General features: G+C 63.6%; 16 protein-coding genes. 11 read left to right on the top strand and 5 right to left on the bottom strand.

The window, feature by feature from the left end:
• Positions 1 to 27 precede the first annotated feature (27 nt).
• From G3N93_RS06190 to G3N93_RS06150, 9 genes are all read left to right on the top strand, one after another.
• Entirely contained in the window at positions 28 to 846 is an 819-nt protein-coding gene (locus G3N93_RS06190) for an ABC transporter permease (RefSeq protein ID WP_206132544.1), read from the top strand.
• Entirely contained in the window at positions 836 to 2,224 is a 1,389-nt protein-coding gene (locus G3N93_RS06185; protein ID WP_206132543.1) for an ABC transporter ATP-binding protein, read from the top strand. The genes G3N93_RS06190 and G3N93_RS06185 overlap by 11 nt, the downstream gene beginning before the upstream one ends.
• A 2-nt stretch (positions 2,225 to 2,226) precedes the next feature.
• Complete coding sequence (locus tag G3N93_RS06180) at positions 2,227 to 3,174, top strand: glycosyltransferase family 2 protein (protein ID WP_206132542.1); 948 nt, start codon at positions 2,227 to 2,229, stop codon at positions 3,172 to 3,174.
• 181 nt (positions 3,175 to 3,355) lie between these two features.
• Complete coding sequence (locus tag G3N93_RS06175) at positions 3,356 to 4,936, top strand: sulfotransferase domain-containing protein (RefSeq protein ID WP_206132541.1); 1,581 nt, start codon at positions 3,356 to 3,358, stop codon at positions 4,934 to 4,936.
• A 301-nt stretch (positions 4,937 to 5,237) separates the two neighbouring features.
• Positions 5,238 to 6,353 carry a GDP-mannose 4,6-dehydratase gene (gmd, locus tag G3N93_RS06170; protein WP_206132540.1) on the top strand — a complete coding sequence of 372 codons (1,116 nt, stop codon included), beginning with the start codon at positions 5,238 to 5,240 and terminating at the stop codon, positions 6,351 to 6,353.
• Complete coding sequence (locus G3N93_RS06165; protein ID WP_206132539.1) at positions 6,353 to 7,294, top strand: GDP-L-fucose synthase; 942 nt, start codon at positions 6,353 to 6,355, stop codon at positions 7,292 to 7,294. Before gmd ends, G3N93_RS06165 begins: the two co-directional genes overlap by 1 nt.
• Before the next feature lie 191 nt (positions 7,295 to 7,485).
• Entirely contained in the window at positions 7,486 to 8,451 is a 966-nt protein-coding gene (locus tag G3N93_RS06160) for an NAD-dependent epimerase/dehydratase family protein (RefSeq protein ID WP_206132538.1), read from the top strand.
• 11 nt (positions 8,452 to 8,462) lie between these two features.
• The gene (locus G3N93_RS06155; protein ID WP_206132537.1) at positions 8,463 to 9,479 is read left to right on the top strand and encodes a glycosyltransferase family 4 protein; all 1,017 of its coding nucleotides are present in this window, start codon (positions 8,463 to 8,465) and stop codon (positions 9,477 to 9,479) included.
• A gap of 12 nt (positions 9,480 to 9,491) precedes the next feature.
• Positions 9,492 to 11,366 carry a nucleoside-diphosphate sugar epimerase/dehydratase gene (locus G3N93_RS06150; RefSeq protein WP_206132536.1) on the top strand — a complete coding sequence of 625 codons (1,875 nt, stop codon included), beginning with the start codon at positions 9,492 to 9,494 and terminating at the stop codon, positions 11,364 to 11,366.
• A gap of 93 nt (positions 11,367 to 11,459) precedes the next feature.
• Here G3N93_RS06150 and G3N93_RS06145 read toward each other — a convergent pair whose 3' ends face one another.
• Genes G3N93_RS06145 through G3N93_RS06125 form a run of 5 tightly spaced genes read right to left on the bottom strand, consistent with a single transcriptional unit; the run spans position 11,460 to position 16,901 of the window.
• Positions 11,460 to 12,566 carry a glycosyltransferase gene (locus G3N93_RS06145; RefSeq protein ID WP_206132535.1) on the bottom strand — a complete coding sequence of 369 codons (1,107 nt, stop codon included), beginning with the start codon at positions 12,564 to 12,566 and terminating at the stop codon, positions 11,460 to 11,462.
• A 27-nt stretch (positions 12,567 to 12,593) separates the two neighbouring features.
• Positions 12,594 to 13,616 (bottom strand): UDP-glucose 4-epimerase GalE, encoded by a 1,023-nt coding sequence (gene galE / locus G3N93_RS06140; protein WP_206132534.1) that lies wholly within the window; start codon positions 13,614 to 13,616, stop codon positions 12,594 to 12,596.
• Positions 13,617 to 13,631: 15 nt separating this feature from the next.
• On the bottom strand, positions 13,632 to 14,768 hold the full coding sequence (locus G3N93_RS06135) for a glycosyltransferase family 4 protein (protein WP_206132533.1): 1,137 nt from the start codon (positions 14,766 to 14,768) through the stop codon (positions 13,632 to 13,634).
• Between the two features lie 55 nt (positions 14,769 to 14,823).
• Positions 14,824 to 15,648 carry a glycosyltransferase gene (locus G3N93_RS06130; RefSeq protein ID WP_206132532.1) on the bottom strand — a complete coding sequence of 275 codons (825 nt, stop codon included), beginning with the start codon at positions 15,646 to 15,648 and terminating at the stop codon, positions 14,824 to 14,826.
• A complete protein-coding gene (locus G3N93_RS06125; RefSeq protein ID WP_039361066.1) occupies positions 15,645 to 16,901 on the bottom strand; it encodes a lipopolysaccharide biosynthesis protein in 1,257 nt (418 codons plus the stop codon). Before G3N93_RS06125 ends, G3N93_RS06130 begins: the two co-directional genes overlap by 4 nt.
• A 263-nt stretch (positions 16,902 to 17,164) precedes the next feature.
• Here G3N93_RS06125 and G3N93_RS06120 point away from each other — a divergent pair, with 263 nt between their 5' ends.
• Complete coding sequence (locus G3N93_RS06120) at positions 17,165 to 18,559, top strand: phosphomannomutase/phosphoglucomutase (RefSeq protein WP_174941513.1); 1,395 nt, start codon at positions 17,165 to 17,167, stop codon at positions 18,557 to 18,559.
• A 175-nt stretch (positions 18,560 to 18,734) separates the two neighbouring features.
• Positions 18,735 to 19,140: lipopolysaccharide heptosyltransferase I (gene waaC, locus G3N93_RS06115; protein WP_206132531.1), on the top strand; the 406-nt coding region annotated here is incomplete at its 3' end.

Here is a 19,140-nt window from a genome sequence, read left to right as displayed (position 1 = left end):
TGACGTCGCTCTGCACAAGGATCCTAAATGGAACAGTCACATCGACGCCATATGACAGGGTGGGTTCAGCACTCGAGCCTGATCTGGCAACTGGCGAAGCGCGAGATGGCGCAGCGTTACAAAAGCTCGGCGTTGGGCGGCTTTTGGGTGGTTGCGCAACCGCTGATTCAGTTGCTTTTGTATGCATTTGTCTTTCAGGTCGTGCTGCGCTCGCGCTGGGGCGTCACCGTGCCTAACACCGGACGGGAGGTGCCGTTCGGGTTGATCCTGTTTGTCGGCATTCTCATTCATGCATTGTTGGCGGAGATGCTGACGCGGGGTCCGGCGCTTGTCGTCAGCAATGTCTCGTTCGTCAAGCGCGTGATTTTTCCGCTCGAGATCCTTCCAGTCGTGACGATGGTGACGGCGATCATCAACGTGATATTCGGATTCCTAATTCTTTTTGCGGGCTTCCTCCTGGTGCACGGCACGTTGACGCCGATGGCGTTCATGATCGTGGTTCCCCTGTTCTTTCTGATCGTTCTCGGTCTCGGACTCGGCTGGCTGCTGTCCGCCTTCGGCGTGTACTTTCGTGACCTGAACCAGCTCACGACCCATCTGTCGACAATCCTGATGTTCACGGCTCCCATTTGCTATCCGGCCACCATGGTTCCGGAACACTTTCGCTGGCTTCTTCAAATCAATCCGCTGACGTTGCCGGTCGAGTCGGTGCGTGGGATGTTGTTTCAGGGAACGCCACCCGATTGGTCGGCATTGCTGACGTACGGTGCGGGCGCGATCGTTTTCGCATGGTTTGGAAACTTCGTGTTCCGCAAGCTGCGGGGAGGATTCGCAGATGTCCTCTGATTTCTCGTTGAAGGTTGATGGCGTTTCGAAAACGTACGACGTCTTCAAGTCGCCCGCGCAGCGTATTGCACAGATATTCGCGCCAAAGGCTCAGCTTGCGGATAAATTCCAGGCCCTGAAGGAAGTTTCCTTTCAGGTTAATCCCGGCGATTTCTTCGGGATTATCGGACAGAACGGCAGCGGCAAGTCGACGTTGCTACAGATCATCGCGGGCATTCTGCCGCCGACCACCGGGAAGATTCAGGTGAGCGGTCGGATTGCGGCGCTCCTCGAACTTGGGGCGGGATTCAACCCCGAGTTTACGGGGCGCGAAAACGCGCGGCTGAACGCGCAGATCCTGGGTATTTCGGGGGCGGAATTTAATCGCATCTTCCCGGAAATTGAGGCATTTGCCGATATTGGTCATTTCATCGACCAGCCCGTCAAGACTTATTCGAGCGGGATGTTCGTCCGACTGGCGTTTTCCGTTCAGGCGTGTATCGATCCGGACATCCTGATCGTCGACGAGGCATTGGCCGTAGGTGACATCTTCTTCCGATTGAAGTGCTACGAGCGCCTCGAGCGTCTGCGCAAGAAGGGCTGCACCATTATTCTTGTCACGCACAGCATGGATGACATCCTGCACTATTGCGACAAGGTGCTGCTGCTCAACTACGGCGATCCGGTCTATTTTGGCGACCCGGTCGAGGCGGTGAATCGTTATTACGCGCTCGGACATCTGAATGCGCACGACCGGGCGAACGATGTAACCGATCGTGACACGATCGCGATCGGTGGCGAATCCGGCGACGACATGCCGGACGGCTCGCCGCGCGGTGATACGTTCGATTGGCCGGCGGGCCCGTTTGCCAGCATGGACACGCGCGAGCAGATCGGTCCGGGAACGGTGCGCTGTCTTCGCATGGCGCTGATGGACCACCGGGACACCGCCAAGCAGGTGTTCAGGCAGGGGGAGCTGATGCGTCTCTACTGCGAGTTCGAGGTGTCGGAAACACTCGAAACGCCTTGCGCCGGTTTCGTTATCCGGACCGAGAAAGGGGTGGTCGTCCATGGCAAGCACACCGCCCAGACCGATGGATTGGTGCCGGGCACCATCGCTGCGGGTTCGATCGTGCGTGCAGTGTTTGAAATCCCGTTGAACCTGGGGCCGGGCGAGTATGTCGTCGATCTCGGATTCTCGACCTGGCCGCGTGCGATCTACAGTCGGCGCGCTCGCATCACGATGGCGGAACTGGAGTCCAGTGCCACCCGGCATTGCGTCGTCGCGGCTGCGCAAAACTTTTCGGTTATTCCGCGCGGTCAGCTGGGGTATGACGCGCAGCCGTTCTACGGGCTCGCGGGGCTGGAGTCGTCGACGCGCGTGATGCTGGCGGAATGACCATGAGCTGGCGCCTGCGGAAGTGGCTGACGGGACCTCGGCTGCGCAAGATTCTTGGTATACGGCTGGGCCTGTTTCATCAGTACGCAGCTCGCCCGATCGAAGTCGGTGCGGTCGAGGCCGGCAGTGACGACGATTTGCCGGCGATCACAATCGTGACGCCGTCCCTGAATCAGGGCGCCTACATCGGGGCGACCGTATCGAGCGTGCTGAGCCAAGGATACCCGGCTCTCCAATACATTATCCAGGACGGCGGCTCCACCGACGCCACACTGGATGTGTTGCGAGGGTTCCCAGCGAATTCATTCGAGCTGCGTTGCGAGAAGGACGCCGGGCAAGCTGATGCGCTGAACCGTGGATTCGCGCGCGCGAACGGGGCGATCTACGCGTACCTGAACGCCGACGACATCATGCTGGAGGGGGCGCTGAAGACGGTCGGGCGTTTTTTTCGCGATCATCCCGAGGTGGATGTTGTATACGGCAATCGTCTCATCATCGACGAGGGTGGGTGCGAGGTCGGGCGTTGGATATTGCCCGGACATGCAGCGTCGGTGCTGCGTCGTGTCGACTATGTTCCTCAAGAGACACTTTTCTGGCGGGCCGCGCTCGTGGCGGCGCCAGCGGCTCAGTTCGACGCGAAATTGCAGTTCGCGATGGATTGGGCGTTGCTATTGCGCTTCCTCGAGCAGGGAGCGCGGTTCGCGCACATTCCCCGCCTGCTGGGTGGATTTCGAGTCCATGCGGATCAGAAGACGCAAGCTCAGATGGCGAGCACCGGCCGCGCCGAAATGGCGAGGCTGCGTAACCGGTACGCGTCGGGCGGGTTCAGTCGACTGGCGGGCTTTTGTTTGCACGGCGTGTTCCTGGCGCGGCATTGGTGGATGGAGCGTCGCAATACCGGTTCGGTTCAGGGGCGCAAATGCGCTGGCCGGAGCCATCCCAAGGCCTGATTTCCGTACACGAAAGATGAACGCGTGGTAGGGAGGGAGGCCGGGATGCGGATGTCGCGTTGTATGGTATCGAGGCCGGCACGATTGCGTGCCTGTGTGAATTTGACAGCAGCGGCGTGATGCCGTCTGTGGTCGCGAAGCCATGGCAGTGCATATCGCAATCCCACATGACCATTTTCGTATGAGAATTTTCAAGCCTGCGCCGCCGACGGTATTTCACATCACGCACTGGAAGGCTGGCTCGCAATGGATTCTGAAGATCCTGCAGCAACTTCAGCCGGATCGCATCGTTCCGCCCAAGGTTGGGGAGAGGCAATTCTTTATCGATCCGCTCATTACGGGGAAGATATATCCGACCACGTATGTGACCAAGGAGCAGTTCCTGCTGAGAAAGCCGCCGTCGAACTCACGGGCGCTGGTCGTCTTGCGGGATCTTCGCGACACGCTCGTATCGTCGTATTTCAGTGCGCGATACAGTCACGCCGTCATGTCGAATGAACTGGGGACCATCAGGAGCGCGCTGAACGAGTTGAGCGAAGAGGATGGTCTGATCCTTCTCGCGGAGAAATGGCTTCCGGCCAGTGCGTTGATTCATGCGTCATGGCTCCAGTCGGACCAGAAGATCGTCTGGTACGAGGACCTGCTTGCGAATGACGTGGAGATTCTCGGAGATGCGTTGCTTCGCGACTGCAGAATCGATGTTCCTGCGAGCCTCGTGCGCCAGGCCATCGTCGACAACCGGTTCGAGAACCTGAGCGCCGGGCGTGCGCGCGGCAGCGAGGCGATCTACGACCACGAAAGAAAGGGCATCGCGGGCGATTGGGAGAATCACTTCACGGCCAGGGTGTCCGCCAGGTTCGACGAGCTTTATGGGCCGCTGCTGGATAGGGTCGGAGCGAAGAAGCGCGCCGAGGTGTCCGTGCGAGCGAAGTCAGGAGCGACGGTCGGCGAGTCAGAGATCATTGCCGCGTACGACGAACTCATCGCTTTGTATCCGAATGTACCTTCGTACGTCCTCTGGTTGGCGTGGGAGTATGCCGCCTATCGGAAGATCAGGGTATCGGGCCAGGTGCTCGACGTCGGATGCGCGGACGGCCGATTGGCAAATCTGATACTGACGGGCGCGGCGGATATCAAGGGGCTGGCGCCCGACCCGGCCACCGCGGAGGTCGCGGCATTGTATGGTCCTTACAGTCAGGTTTGGGAGCACGGCCGCCTTGCCGAATTGCCCGCGGGCGCCGAGTTCGATGTCATTTTCGTGCGCGGCGCATTGGTGCAGGCGCATGATCTCGGCAGGACGTTGCAGGACCTGCGCGGCAGGCTCAAGAAGAACGGGCGTTTGATATGCAGCGTGCTGACCGATAATTTCAGTCGGGACATCGGCGTCTCGGCGGTGATGAATCTGTGCGGCTTCCATGGGGAGGCACAAGTCGCGGACGCCCGGTATCGGGGTGGCCACGACATCGTGAATGCCAAACCGTTGGGTCGGTGGCGGGAGGATTTCTCGTCGGCAGGGTTCGCGGTCGAACAGGAAATCTCCATCGTACCGGCGATGACGCTTCATTCGTTCGCTTTGCTGGACAGCCTATGGCACACCCCGAGAGGCGAGACGGGCAAGCTGGGCGATACGATGGCAGCGCGTATTGCCGCCATTCCTTCCTTCGCCGAGGGCTTCCGATCCATCGTGCGCGGACTGGTCAAGCTGGACGAAGACAGCGGCGCTCATGCGGCAGCGGTGATGATGTTGTCGCGTGTTGCGTGAGTATTGCGAATGATCGCGGTGTCGCTGGTCGTGACGGTGCGTCCGGTGCGGGCAGCAGGATGCGGTAGCATATCGAAATCGGCAGGGGCTGCCAGGGCGTGGTCGCATGCGGGGTTTGCGCGCGGCACTACGACGGCCTCGTAATGCTTTGGTATGCTGCGAGGAGAGGAGGCCTGAGGCTCGCAACAAGTCGAGGGCCTGAGGCGAGCGGGTCGAATCACGAGGCCGTACGAATGCGAATGTTGTTCGTACGGCAAAGTTATTGGATGTTTCACAAAATTTGTTTGGGTAGATTGAAACGATGAAAAAGGCGCTGATCACCGGTATCACCGGTCAGGATGGTTCGTATCTTGCCGAATTCCTGTTGAGCAAGGGATACGAGGTACACGGCATCAAGCGACGTGCATCGCTGTTCAATACGGATCGGATCGATCATATTTACGAGGATCCGCACACGCAGCACCAGCGGCTCAAACTGCATTACGGCGACTTGACGGATACGTCGAACCTCATCCGGATACTCCAGGAAGTGCAGCCGGACGAGGTATACAACCTCGGCGCGCAATCTCATGTTGCGGTGAGCTTCGAGGCGCCGGAGTACACGGCGGACGTCGATGCGATCGGTGCGCTGCGTCTCCTTGAAGGGATTCGCTTCCTGGGCCTGGAGAAGAAGACGCGCTTCTACCAGGCAAGCACGTCGGAGCTCTACGGTTTGGTTCAGGAGACGCCGCAGAAGGAGACGACCCCCTTTTATCCGCGCTCGCCGTATGCAGTGGCGAAGCTCTATGCATACTGGATTACGGTGAACTATCGCGAAGCGTACGGCCTTTATGCGTGCAACGGCGTGCTCTTCAATCACGAATCCGCTCGCCGCGGCGAAACCTTCGTCACGCGCAAGATTACCCGCGGCCTGGCGAATATCGCGCAAGGCCTGGAGTCCTGCCTGTTCATGGGCAATCTCGACGCGCTGCGCGACTGGGGTCATGCGCGCGACTACGTCGAGATGCAGTGGCTGATGCTGCAACAGGAGCAGCCTGAGGATTTCGTCATCGCAACCGGTGTTCAGTACAGCGTGCGGACATTCATCGACAAGGCGGCAGCCCAGCTCGGCATCGAACTTGCGTGGGAAGGCGAGGGTGTCAACGAACAGGGCCGAATCGCATCGGTTGTCGGCGACAAGGCGCCGGCAGTCAAGGCTGGCGACGTGCTGGTCAAGATCGATCCGCGCTACTTCCGCCCGGCCGAAGTGGAAACGCTGCTCGGTGATCCGACCAAGGCCAAGGAAAAGCTTGGCTGGGTGCCGCGCATCACGCTCGACGAAATGGTCGAGGAGATGGTTTCGCACGATCTGGACAAGGCGCGCCAGCATGCATTGCTCAAGCGCGAGGGCTTCAACGTTTCCGTTGGGCGTGAATGATGAAGAGTCTCGACAAGGATGCGAAGATTTTCGTCGCCGGGCATCGCGGGATGGTCGGATCTGCGTTGGTGCGTTGCCTCGAGGCGCGTGGATACGCCAACATCCTGACGCGTACACGTGATCAGCTTGATCTTCTTGATCAGGCGGCGGTGCGCGAGTTCATGCGCGAGGAGCGGCCCGACTACGTATTTGTCGCGGCGGCGAAGGTCGGCGGCATTTACGCGAACAACACGTATGGCGCCGACTTCATCTATGAGAACCTGGTCGTCGAGACGAACATCATCGACAGTGCGCATCGCGCGGGTGTCGATCGGCTCTGCTTTCTGGGTTCCAGTTGCATCTATCCGCGTGAGTGTCCGCAACCGATCCGGGAGGAATACCTTCTGACCGGTCCGCTCGAACCGACGAACGAACCGTATGCGATCGCGAAGATCGCCGGCGTGAAGATGTGCGAAAGCTACAATCGTCAGCACGGGCGCCACTACGTCTCGGTCATGCCGACGAACCTGTACGGCCCGAACGATAACTACGACCTGAACAACAGCCACGTTCTGCCTGCACTGATCCGCAAGGCGCACGAGGCGAAAGCACGAGGCGATAGCGAGTACGTGGTGTGGGGGTCGGGCAGGCCGATGCGCGAGTTCCTCTACGTGGACGATCTTGCGGCCGCATGCGTGTTCCTGATGGAGCAGGGAATTGCCGAGGGTTTGTATAACGTTGGAACCGGCGAGGACGTGACGATTCGCGAGCTCGCGGAAACGGTGATGAGCGTTGTCGGATTTGACGGTCGCATCGTCTTCGACGCCAGCAAACCGGACGGTACGCCGCGCAAGCTACTCAATGTTGACCGTATGCGCGCGCTTGGCTGGCAGGCGCAAACGTCGCTGCGCGAAGGGATTGCGGCGGCCTATCAGGATTTCCTGAGCCGGTCGGCTGCTTGATATGACGAACCGCTGTCGCGCATGGAGCAGTCGGGAACGCATCGACCGGTCCAGGCCATGCGGCGGCGCTTGTTTCGCCGCTTGTTTCGCACCTCCGTGGCGTCCGGGCATGTTGGCCTGCCGCTGCGCGGTTTGCGGGGCGTCGGGCGGCGCCGATGCATTCGGGTGTCCCGCCGTTTCCCGTTGATGACATGTCTCAAGTGATTCTAGTGACGGGAGCCAATGGCTTCGTCGGGCGCGCGGTGTCTCGGGCATTGCTTCAGCGTGGCGAACAGACCGTCGGGTTGGTTCGTCGTGCGCAAGGTCCGTCCGGTACCGGACGCGAGTGGATCCACGACCGGCCCGATTTTGTGGATATCGATCGTGCCTGGCCGCCAGGGTTGCAGTGTGACGCGGTGATTCATCTGGCCGCACGCGTTCACGTGATGCACGATCATGCCACCGAGCCACTCGACGCGTACCGTGCGACGAACGTGCAGGGTTCGCTTCGCGTTGCCCGAGCGGCGCGCGCAGCAGGTGCCGCGCGATTCGTATATGTGAGCAGTATCAAGGCCGTTGCGGAGAGCAGCTCGGGGCGACCACCGCTCTCCGAGCACGATGCCCCGCTCCCACTGGATCCGTACGGTATTTCGAAGCTTGAAGCCGAGCGCGCGCTCGCCGACTATGGTCGCGAATCGGGCATGGAGGTCGTGATCGTTCGGCCTCCGCTCGTCTACGGGCCGGGCGTGCGGGCCAATTTTCTGAGCCTGATGGGTGCGCTGTCCAAGGGTATGCCTTTGCCGCTGGGGGCAGTGTCTGCGCGTCGTAGCATGATCTTCGTCGACAATCTCGCCGGTGTCCTGGTGCAGTGCGCGCTCGATCCACGTGCAGCAGGTCAGACATTCCACGTCGCCGACGCGCACGATTTGTCGGTGGCGGAACTTGTGGTGAAGCTGGCGGCGTGTATGAATGCCCCCGCACGCGTCATTCCTGTCCCGGTTTCCTGGTTACGATTGGCCGGCCGCGTGACGGGGCGCACGTCACAGGTCGAGCGTTTGGTCGGCGAGCTGCGGCTGGATTCCCGTCACGTTCGGGATGTGCTCGGCTGGTATCCGCCGTGCGATATCGACGATGGTCTGAGCCAGACCGCGGCGTGGTATCGTTCGCGGGATCTTTGACAATAGGCAACATGCATCCCGTGATTACCACGTGGTTCGCGGCACTCGCGGTGGCAGTCGCCGCCGCGGCCGCGTCGACGATGATCCTCCGAGCGTTGCTCGCCACCGGGCTGGCGTGGCGGCTCGCAACGGATATTCCAAACGACCGTTCGCTGCATACCCGTCCGACCCCGCGTGTCGGCGGCTGGGGCATTGTGCCGGTGAGCGTCGTCTTGCTGCTGTGGTTCGCGCCGCAGATGTGGTTGATCGCTGCTGCTGCTACGAGCCTGGCGGCCGTGTCGCAGATCGATGACCGGCGCGGGCTGCCCGCGCGCGTGCGGTTCGCCACGCATCTGATTGCGGTCGTTGCGCTGATCGTCGCCTATCCGGCCGCCGCCCCATGGTGGCTCCTCGCGGGCGCGGGTTTCATGATGGTTTGGCTGATCAATCTGTACAACTTCATGGACGGTGCGGACGGCCTTGCCGGCGGAATGGCGGTGTTCGGTTTCGGCGCGTATGCTGCCGCGGCGCTCGGGGGGGCGCACATGGCACCGGAACTCGCCGCGGGCAGCGTGGCGATCGCGGGCGCCGCGTTCGGCTTCCTGCTGTTGAATTTTCATCCGGCCCGGCTGTTTCTCGGCGATGCGGGCTCTATTCCGCTCGGCTTCCTGGCCGGCGCGCTCGGTTATTGGGGTTGGCGCGAAGCGATCTGGGGCGTGTGGTTTCCCGCCACGGTATTCGCCCCCTTTATTGCTGACGCATCTGTAACACTCTCGAGACGTTTGTTACGGGGAGAAAAATTTTGGCAAGCGCATCGGGAGCATTATTATCAGAGAATGGTTCGCCTTGGCATCGGCCATAGGCGTACCGCTGTTTACTGGTACCTCATCATGCTCGCAGGCATAATCGTTGCTTTGTGGGCTGAGGGCCGTGCTGTACAGCAGCAATGGTTGTCATGTGTTGCATGGTATGGCGTGCTCATGTGTATCGGGTTCACAATCGACGTCCGCTGGCGCCGGGTTCAGACGGCCTCCAATAACAATTCTTGAGGTCTGCCACCGATGTTGCGATCCAAAGCATCATGGCTTTCGCTGAGCGCTTTTCTGTTTGACCTGACGGCGGTTGCCGCCGCATGGTTGTTCGCTTATCTCGTTCGTTTCAACGGCAGCGTCCCGTCCGATTTCATGGGTGGAGCGCTGAAGGCGCTCGTCTGGGTCCTTCCCGTCTACGCGCTGATGTTCCACGTGTTCGGCCTGTATCGCGGGCTGTGGGTGTTCGCGAGCCTGCCCGACTTGATGCGTATCGCGAAGGCGGTTTGCGGCGGCGGCGTGATCGTGATGATCGGCGCCGTGATGTTCCAGCCGGTGCCGATCATTCCGCGTTCGGTGTTGCTCGTGTCGCCGCTGATGCTGTTCCTGGCGATGGGCGGCGCGCGCGCGCTGTATCGCGCGACGAAGGAGTATTACCTGTATGGCGGGCTGGTCGGGAAGGGCAAGCCGGTGCTGGTGCTCGGCGCCGGTACGGCCGGCGCGAGCCTCGCGCGCGAACTGTCCCGCTCGGGCGAGTGGCGCCTCGTCGGTCTGCTCGACGACGACGTCACGAAGCAGGGCCGCGAAATCTACGGCTACAAGGTACTGGGTTCGTTCAACGACCTCAAGCACTGGACCGACGCAATGAAGGTCGAATACGCGATCATCGCGATTCCCTCAGCGTCGGTCGAAACGCAGCGCCGCGTCGCGACGCTGTGCGTGCGGGCCGGCGTGAAGGCGATGGTGCTGCCGTCGCTGACCGCGCTGATGCCGGGGCAGGGCTTCCTGTCGCAGGTGCGGAACATCGATCTCGAGGATCTGCTCGGTCGCGACGCCGTGACGATCGACACGCCGCACGTCGAGGCGCTGCTGCGTGGCCGCGTCGTGATGGTGACGGGTGCGGGCGGGTCGATCGGCTCCGAGCTGTGCCGGCAGATCCTGCGCTTCGCGCCCGCGCAACTCGTTGCGTTCGACCTGTCGGAATACGCAATGTACCGGCTGATCGAGGAACTGCGCGAGCGCTTCCCCGATCTCCCGGTCCTGCCGATCATCGGCGATGCGAAGGATTCGCTGCTGCTCGACCAGGTGATGTCGCGCCACGCGCCGCACATCGTGTTCCATGCGGCCGCGTACAAGCACGTGCCGCTGATGGAGGAGCACAACGCGTGGCAGGCGCTGCGCAACAACGTCCTTGGTACGTATCGGGTGGCCCGCGCGGCGATTCGCCATGACGTGCGCCATTTCGTGCTGATCTCGACCGACAAGGCCGTCAATCCGACCAACGTGATGGGCGCGAGCAAGCGTCTTGCCGAAATGGCCTGCCAGGCGCTGCAGCAGACGAGCGAGCGTACCCAGTTCGAGACCGTGCGGTTCGGCAACGTGCTCGGCAGCGCGGGCAGCGTGATTCCGAAGTTCCAGCAGCAGATCGCGAAGGGCGGCCCGGTCACGGTCACGCACCCGGAGATCACGCGTTTCTTCATGACGATTCCGGAAGCGTCGCAGCTCGTGCTGCAGGCGTCGAGCATGGGGCATGGCGGCGAGATCTTCATTCTCGACATGGGCGAGCCGGTGAAAATCGTCGATCTCGCGTGCGACCTGATCCGTCTGTACGGCTTCTCGGAAGAGCAGATCCGGATCGAATTCACCGGGCTGCGGCCGGGCGAGAAGCTCTACGAGGAGTTGCTAGCGGACGACGAGGCGACGACGCGCACCCCGCATCCGAAGCTGCGGATCGCGCGTGCGCGGGAAGTGCCGGACAATTTCCTCGACGAGCTGCTGCCATGGCTGATGCAGCATCGTGTGCTGCCGGATGACGAAGTGCGACGCGACTTGCGGCGCTGGGTGCCCGAATATCAGACGGCCGCGGTTCCGGCGCTGAAGAGCGTGCGGGTGGCGTCCAACCGCTGACGCCGAGGTCGTTGCGGTCGCCAAGCGGCGGCCAGCCGGCCCAAAAGAAAAGCGCCCCTCGGGGCGCTTTTTTCATGTGCGGCTGCGAACGGTTCAGCGACTGTGCCGGTTCTTGCGCACCACCATCCACCGCGGCGCACGGAACCGCACGATGCTGATATACAGCCACACATAGGTCAGCGCAAACAGCACGACGAACACGAACAGGTGCACCGTGTGCCGCCAGAACAGTGTCGCGGGTATCACCGCGACGAGGCACAGCAGCCACAGGTACGGCGACGTCAGCGAATTGCGGCGTGTCAGGTCGTGCGCGTGCTTCGTGCCGACGGCCCAGCGCATCAGCCGCTTGTACACGAGCATGTGCAGGTGCACGCCGTCCGGGATGCCGGGCGACATGCCGCGGATGAATTTCTTCCGGTAGATCGAGAAGCAGGTCTCGAAGATCGGGTACATGAACAGTAGCACCGGGTACCACGCGGACACCTCGCGGTTGCGCATCACGAGCATGATCGCGAGCTCCGCGAGCATGAAGCCGATGAAGTACGCGCCGCCGTCACCGAGGAAGATCAGTCCGGCCGGGAAATTCCACAGGAAGAAGCCGAGCACGGCGCCCATCATGATGATCGACGCGGACATGACGACCGGGTCGCGGACCTGGAACGCCACGTACGCGAGCGACGCGAACATCATGAAGCTGACCATCGACGCGAGCCCGTTGAAGCCGTCGATGATGTTGACTGCGTTCGCGAGCGCCGCAACCGCGAGCACGGTGACGAAGGCCGAAATGGCGACATAACCGAGCAGGAAGTCGAGCGGCGGCACGCTGATGCGCGTGACTGCAATGTTCATCAGCCAGAACGCGAGCGCGGCCGCGCCCATCGTGCAGAGCAGCCGCGCGCGCGGCGACACGCGCTTGGTCAGGTCCTCGACGAGGCCGGACAGGAAGGCCGGCATTCCGCAGGCTACGACGCCGAGAATGCTGCCGGCGATCGTCGGGTAGCGCTGCGTGAGCAGCAGCGCCGATGCAACGACGCCCGCGAGGATCCCGATGCCCCCGACCCGCGGCACGGGCCGCACGTGGAATTTCTGCACGCCGGCCAGATCGCTGTCGATCGAGAATTTCTCGTGAAGGTGCGCATAGCGCACGATGAACAGCGTGACGAGCAGGGAGACGATAAAGCCGGACGCGAAGCTGAGCATGGGATCGCTCGAAAAATGGACAGCGGATTATACAAAACCGCGCGGGTTCCCCTCCTGCCATCGCCAGTGATCGGCACACATTTCTTCGATGCCGAGCGTCGCGCGCCAGCCGATGATGTCGGCCGCGGCCTGCGGGTTCGCATAGCACTCCGCGATGTCGCCCGGGCGGCGCGCGACGAGCTCGTACGGCACCGGGCGGCCCGATGCCTTTTCGAACGCGCGCACGACTTCCAGCACGCTGTAGCCCTGGCCCGTACCGAGGTTCACGACGAAGCTCGCATCGCGTTTCGCGAGCGAGTCGAGTGCGGCGATGTGCCCCTTCGCGAGATCGACGACGTGGATGTAGTCGCGCACGCCGGTGCCGTCCGGCGTCGGGTAGTCGGAACCGAACACGCGCAGCCTTTCCAGCTTGCCGACCGCGACCTGCGCGACATACGGCATCAGGTTGTTCGGGATGCCGGCCGGATCCTCGCCGATCAGCCCGCTCGCGTGTGCGCCGACCGGGTTGAAGTAGCGCAGCGTGGCAATTCGCCACGACGGGTCGGAAACCTCGAGATCGCGCAGGATCTGCTCGGCGATCAGCTTCGACTGGCCGTACGGGTTCGTCGCGGACAGCGGGAACGATTCATCGATCGGCGAGCGCTCGGGCACGCCGTACACGGTCGCGGACGAGCTGAACACGAACTTCCTGACGTTGCGCTCGCGCATCACCTTGAGCACGGCGAGCAGGCCGCCGATGTTGTTCTGGTAGTACTCGAGCGGCTTCGCGACCGATTCGCCGACGGCCTTGAGCGCCGCGAAATGGATCGTGCCGGTGATCGGGTGTGCATCGAATACCTTGGCGAGCGCGGCTTCGTCACACACGTCGACCTGATGAAACGCAGGCGTCTTGCCCGTGATCCGCTCGATGCGGCGCACGGATTCGGCCTTGCTGTTGACGAGGTTGTCGACGATCACGACATCGTAGCCATTGTCGAGCAGCTCGACGGCCGTGTGCGAGCCGATGTAGCCCGCGCCGCCGGTAACGAGGATGGTGCCTTTAGCGGTCATTGCTGATGCGCTCCTTCAGAGGGTGATACCGGTTAACGAATGGATAGTACGCCGGTAGCGTTCGACGACCTGCTGTTCGTCGAATTCCGCCGTGACCTTCTGCCGGCCGCGCGCGCCCATCGCGTCGCGTCCGGCCGTTCCGAGTTCGATGATGCGGAGCAACTGCTCCGCGAGGCTCGCGCTGTCGCGCACGCGGCACAGGAAGCCTGTTTCGCCGTCGGCGACGACGTCGCGGCAGCCCGGCACGTCGGTCGCGACGATCGGGCGGCCCATCGCCGACGCTTCCATCAGCGTGCGCGGCACGCCTTCGCGGTACGACGGCAGCACGACGCAGTCGGCCGCCGCGAGATGCGGGCGCACGTCGTGCGCTTCGCCGAGATATTCGATCACGCCTTCGCCGATCCACGCATCGACATCCGCGCGGCCGATCGCGCTCGGATTGTCGACGCCGAGCGGCCCGAGCAACTGGAAGCGCGCATTCGGGAGGCGGGCGCGCACGATGCGCGCAGCCTCCACGTATTCGCGCACGCCCTTGTCCCACAGCAGCCGGCCGATCAGGATGAAGACGGGCGCGTCGCCAGCGGGCAGCGGCACGGGCGCGAACTGCTCGAGATCGACGCCTTCGCCGTGCAGCAGCCGCGCACGATCGGGATGCGCGAGCAACTGTTCGTCGGTGAAGGTCGCGAGATCGTCGCGGTTCAGGAACCACACTTCACGCGGGAAGCGGAACGCGAACCGGTACAGGCGCTTCGCGACGCTCGCCGCGCGGCTCTTCTGGATGAAGACGTAGCCGAGCCCGGTCGTCACCGCGATCGACGGCACGCGCGCGAGCCACGCGGCGACCGAGCCGTAGATGTTCGGCTTGATCGTGTAATGGAACACGAGATCGGGCTTCAGCGCGCGGTAGTGGCGCACCAGCGCGGCGAGCGTGCCGAGATCCTCGCGCGGGCTGGTGCCTTTCGACGCGACCGCGAGTGCCACGTAGCGGCAGCCCATCTGCTCGAGCAACGGCACCGTGCGGTCGTGCGGTGCAATGACGACGACCTCGGCGCCGCGCGCGACGAGCGCACGGATCAGCCCGTGGCGATACGTGTAGATCGCCCAGGCCGTGTTGCAGACGAGCGCAATGCGCAGCGGGGAGGTGGCGGACATGAAAAAAAGAATAAATAAAGCGTCGTAAATGCCGGATACGCTGAATGAATGGGCGTCACGCGGACGGCCGCGCGGCGAACAGCGTCTGCTTGATCCGCTGCAACGTACGGTACGGCGTCACGAAATGCAGCAGGTTCTTGGCGAGGCCGGCCCAGTCATACGGGTTCAGCGCGTTGAAGTGGCTCAGCAGCAGCGTGAGCGTCGACACCAGCTGGCGCCGGCGCTTGGTCGCACTGATCCCGCCCTCGTTCAATTCGTAATAGAGGCCCAGTTCCGGCAGGTTCGCGCAATCGTAGCGTTGCATTAACCGCAAAAAAAGATCGAGATCCTCGGCCGCCCGGTATTTCGCACGATAGTTCCCCACTTCACGCACGGCGTCGATGCGCAACATGACCGACGGGTGCACGAGCGGCGAGCGCAGGAAGCGCGTGCGGCGCAGCGTACGCGGATCGGCGGGCGGGGTCAGCATGAAGCGCGGCTCGCCGGCGCGGGACACGACCTGCGTCCACATGCCGACGCAGGCCACGCGCGGGTGGGCGCCGAGATACGCGCGCTCCTTCGCGAGGCGCTGCGGCGCGGCGAGATCGCCTGCGTCGATGCGCGCCGCATAGCGGAAGCCGCGCACGGCGAGCGCGTCGATGCCGGCCGCGAGCGCACGCTCGATGCCGCCGTTCTGCGGCATGCGCAGCACGTCGATTGTGAGGCCGGGCAGGTCGGGCGCGACGATCGGCGGCGTGCTGCCGTCATCGACGATCAGCACGTGCACGGGCGTGTCCTCGCGAAACGAGGCGAGGGTCCGAACGACGTCATCGTGCCCGTTGTAGGCCGGCATCAGCACGGCCACGTCGTCGAGCGGGGTCGGGCAATCAGGGGACGTCATGGTCGCAGCTTGAAACGGATGTAATAAAAATTGACGGCGGCGGCGGCCAGGTAGCCGGCCGCCAGCCCGACGAGCGCGCCGTACAGGCCGAGCCGCGGGATCGCGAACAGGTTGACGAGCGCGGCGATCGCGAGCGCGAGCAGCCATTTCGACAGCAACACGAATTTTGCTTGATATTTGAGAACGATAAGATTGCCTATCGCCTCGATGCCGGCGGGCACCGACAGCCAGACAGCCCAGCGGAAGATGTCGACCGACGCCTCGTAGCCGTGGCCGAACACCTTGCCGACGATCAGCGGGGCGGCGGCGTCGAGCACGAGCGCGCCGGCCGTCATCAGGCAGGCCGTCATCGCGATCAGCCGGACGATGTTGCGGCGCAGCCGCGCGACGTCCTGCACGCGGTAGACGAAGGCGGGCGCGATCGTCTGCGCGAGCATCAGCGCGAGCGTGATCCAGTTCTCGTTGAGCTGCTGCGCGGCCGAGTAGCGGCCGAGATCGGCGAACGATACATGACGCTCGAGCATCAGGCGGTCGAGCTTCAGGAACAGGTACATGCAGATGAGGCCGAGCCAGAACACGGTGCCGGCCGTCGCAAAGTGCCTGAACAGCGGTTTGTCGAACGTCCAGCCGAGCGCGCCGCCGTTACGATGGCGGTAGTACAGCAGCAGCGCGAAGCCGATTGCGGCGGCCTCGAGCGCCCACAGCCACGCGAAGCGGGCGGGGCCCGCGGCCGCGCGGACCAGCAGCCAGACGAGCAGCGCCTTCACCAGCGCGGTGACCATGCTGGTGACGAGCTGCGGCTTGCTGTAGGTCATGCTCTGCAGCCACGCGTTGATGACGCCGACGAACGGCTCGCGGAATACCATCGTGACCGCGAGGCCCGCGAGCATCGCGCCGACCAGCGGATCGAAGGCGCCCGCGGCGATCGCGATCCAGGTCGCGACGAGCGCGGCGACGGAGACGGCGATGCGCAGCGCGAATGCGCTGCCGAGCACCGCGCCGAGCTGGGCGGGCGGGCGCTGGACGATGGTCGGGACGAGGATTTCCGCGCCGCACACCCAAGTGAGCGGCGCCAGTACCAGGAGGAGCGTATTCGCATACTGCCATTTGCCGAACACATCTGGCCCGAAATAACGGGCCAGCAGGCCGCTGATCGCGATCGCGACGCCGATCTGCGTGAGCCGTTCGAGCCCCAGCCAGACGAGATTCGCGACGGCCTTCGCGACATCCGGGTTGCCGAAGCGCTTCAGCATGCGCGGCAGCGGCGTGCGCGCAAGGCGGCCGGCAGGGCGCCCGGGGGCTGCAGGTTGGCGGCGACGGGACGGCTAGGCATTAAAATGGGCGGTATGCGCGTCATCAAAACCCGCGATTATAAGTGGGATCGGGGTCGCTCCCGCCGTTCCGCGCCAGCGGTTTCACTCCGTGCCGGGCCAGCATGTATCATGCGCGGCACCGGCGAGCGGCGGCCAGGCAAGCCAGACAATTTTCCATGCACGCAACTGAGAGAAGAGAATCGATGATCTCCCAATCCATCTTCAAGGCATATGACATTCGTGGCGTGGTCGGCAAGACGCTCGACACCGACACCGCGCGCGGAATCGGCCGGGCATTCGGCAGCGAAGTGCGCGCGCAGGGCGGCGATGCGGTGGTCGTCGCGCGCGACGGCCGCCTGTCCGGGCCGGACCTCGTCGGCGCGCTGGCCGACGGCCTGCGTGCGGCGGGCGTCGACGTCGTCGACGTCGGCATGGTGCCCACGCCGGTCGGCTATTTCGCGGCGAACGTCCCGCTTGCGCTGAAGGGCGGCGAGCGCCGCGTCGATTCGTGCATCGTCGTCACGGGCAGCCATAACCCGCCCGACTACAACGGCTTCAAGATGGTGCTGCGCGGCGCCGCGATCTACGGCGAGCAGATCCAGGCGCTGTACCAGCGCATCGTCGACGAGCGTTTCGAGACGGGCAACGGCTCGTACGAAGAGTTCGACGTGGCCGATCAATACATCGCGCGCATCGTCGGCGACATCAAGCCGGCCCGCCCGATGAAGCTCGTCGTCGACGCCGGCAACGGCGTGGCCGGCCCGCTCGCGACGCGCCTGTTCAAGGCGCTCGGCTGCGAGCTCGTCGAGCGCTTCACCGACATCGACGGCACGTTCCCGAACCATCACCCCGATCCCGCCCATCCGGAAAACCTGCAGGACGTGATCCAGGCGCTGAAGGACACCGACGCCGAGATCGGCTTCGCGTTCGACGGCGACGGCGACCGCCTCGGCGTTGTCACGAAGGACGGCCAGATCATCTATCCGGACCGCCAGCTGATGCTGTTCGCGGAAGAAGTGCTGTCGCGCAACCCGGGCGCGCAGATCATCTATGACGTGAAGTGCACGCGCCACCTCGCGCAGTGGATCAAGTCGAAGGGCGGCGAGCCGCTGATGTGGAAGACGGGCCACTCGCTCGTGAAGGCGAAGCTGCGCGAGACGGGTGCGCCGCTCGCCGGTGAAATGAGCGGCCACGTGTTCTTCAAGGATCGCTGGTACGGCTTCGACGACGGTCTCTACACGGGTGCGCGCCTGCTCGAGATCCTCACGAAGACGGCCGATCCGAGCGCGCTGCTGAACGGGCTGCCGGACGCGATGAGCACGCCCGAACTGCAGCTGTGGCTCGACGAAGGCGAGAACTTCCGCCTGATCGACAAGCTGCAGAAAGAGGCGAAGTTCGACGGCGCCGAGGAAGTCGTGACGATCGACGGCCTGCGTGTCGAGTACCCGGACGGCTTCGGCCTCGCGCGTTCGTCGAACACGACGCCGGTCGTCGTGATGCGTTTCGAGTCGGAGACGCAGGAAGGGCTCAAGCGCATCCAGGAGGACTTCCGCCGCGTGCTGACGGCCGCGAAGCCGGACGTCAAGCTGCCGTTCTGAGCCTCGGCGGCCGGCGGGCCGCCACCGGCGCGACGGTGTGTCCGATCGTCGCGCCATCCCTGAAAAGCGGCGCACGCCAAGGGCGTGCGGCCGCTTTTTGTCTGTCTGGACCGCCGGGCGGGATAAAATCCCCCCTTTATGCTTGTCGCCGGCTGCCTGCCGGCGTTTTTTCAGCGTGCAAAAGATCCTGATCGTGCGCGTGTCGTCGCTGGGCGACGTCGTGCACAACATGCCGGTGATCGCCGATATCCGGCGCCGCCACCCCGATGCGCAGATCGACTGGCTCGTCGAGGAAAGCTTCGTCGACCTGGTCAAGCTCGTCGACGGCGTGCGCAACGTGCTGCCGTTCTCGCTGCGCCGCTGGCGCAAGAAGCCGTTCTCGGGCGCCACGTGGCGCGAGATTCGTGCGTTCCGCCGGCGCCTCGCGGCCGAGCAGTACGACCTCGTGATCGACTGCCAGGGCCTCATCAAGACGGCCTGGGTCGCCAGCTGGGCGCGCGGCCCGCTCGTCGGGCTCGGCAACCGCACCGACGGCGCCGGCTACGAGTGGCCGGTGCGCTTCTTCTACCGCAAGCGCGTGA

Origin of the sequence: Burkholderia sp. Se-20378 (genome assembly GCF_017104665.1) — a bacterium.
Lineage (GTDB): Bacteria > Pseudomonadota > Gammaproteobacteria > Burkholderiales > Burkholderiaceae > Burkholderia > Burkholderia lata.
This window is presented reverse-complemented; position numbering and strand designations above follow the sequence as displayed.

Bases quoted from the DNA above. Each gene is read 5' to 3' on its own strand.
- G3N93_RS06190 (WP_206132544.1), top strand. From the start codon at position 28: ATGGAACAGTCACATCGACGCCATATGACAGGGTGGGTTCAGCACTCG.
- G3N93_RS06185 (WP_206132543.1), top strand. From the start codon at position 836: ATGTCCTCTGATTTCTCGTTGAAGGTTGATGGCGTTTCGAAAACGTAC.
- G3N93_RS06180 (WP_206132542.1), top strand. From the start codon at position 2,227: ATGAGCTGGCGCCTGCGGAAGTGGCTGACGGGACCTCGGCTGCGCAAG.
- G3N93_RS06175 (WP_206132541.1), top strand. From the start codon at position 3,356: ATGAGAATTTTCAAGCCTGCGCCGCCGACGGTATTTCACATCACGCAC.
- gmd (WP_206132540.1), top strand. From the start codon at position 5,238: ATGAAAAAGGCGCTGATCACCGGTATCACCGGTCAGGATGGTTCGTAT.
- G3N93_RS06165 (WP_206132539.1), top strand. From the start codon at position 6,353: ATGAAGAGTCTCGACAAGGATGCGAAGATTTTCGTCGCCGGGCATCGC.
- G3N93_RS06160 (WP_206132538.1), top strand. From the start codon at position 7,486: ATGTCTCAAGTGATTCTAGTGACGGGAGCCAATGGCTTCGTCGGGCGC.
- G3N93_RS06155 (WP_206132537.1), top strand. From the start codon at position 8,463: ATGCATCCCGTGATTACCACGTGGTTCGCGGCACTCGCGGTGGCAGTC.
- G3N93_RS06150 (WP_206132536.1), top strand. From the start codon at position 9,492: ATGTTGCGATCCAAAGCATCATGGCTTTCGCTGAGCGCTTTTCTGTTT.
- G3N93_RS06145 (WP_206132535.1), bottom strand. From the start codon at position 12,566: ATGCTCAGCTTCGCGTCCGGCTTTATCGTCTCCCTGCTCGTCACGCTG.
- galE (WP_206132534.1), bottom strand. From the start codon at position 13,616: ATGACCGCTAAAGGCACCATCCTCGTTACCGGCGGCGCGGGCTACATC.
- G3N93_RS06135 (WP_206132533.1), bottom strand. From the start codon at position 14,768: ATGTCCGCCACCTCCCCGCTGCGCATTGCGCTCGTCTGCAACACGGCC.
- G3N93_RS06130 (WP_206132532.1), bottom strand. From the start codon at position 15,648: ATGACGTCCCCTGATTGCCCGACCCCGCTCGACGACGTGGCCGTGCTG.
- G3N93_RS06125 (WP_039361066.1), bottom strand. From the start codon at position 16,901: ATGCTGAAGCGCTTCGGCAACCCGGATGTCGCGAAGGCCGTCGCGAAT.
- G3N93_RS06120 (WP_174941513.1), top strand. From the start codon at position 17,165: ATGATCTCCCAATCCATCTTCAAGGCATATGACATTCGTGGCGTGGTC.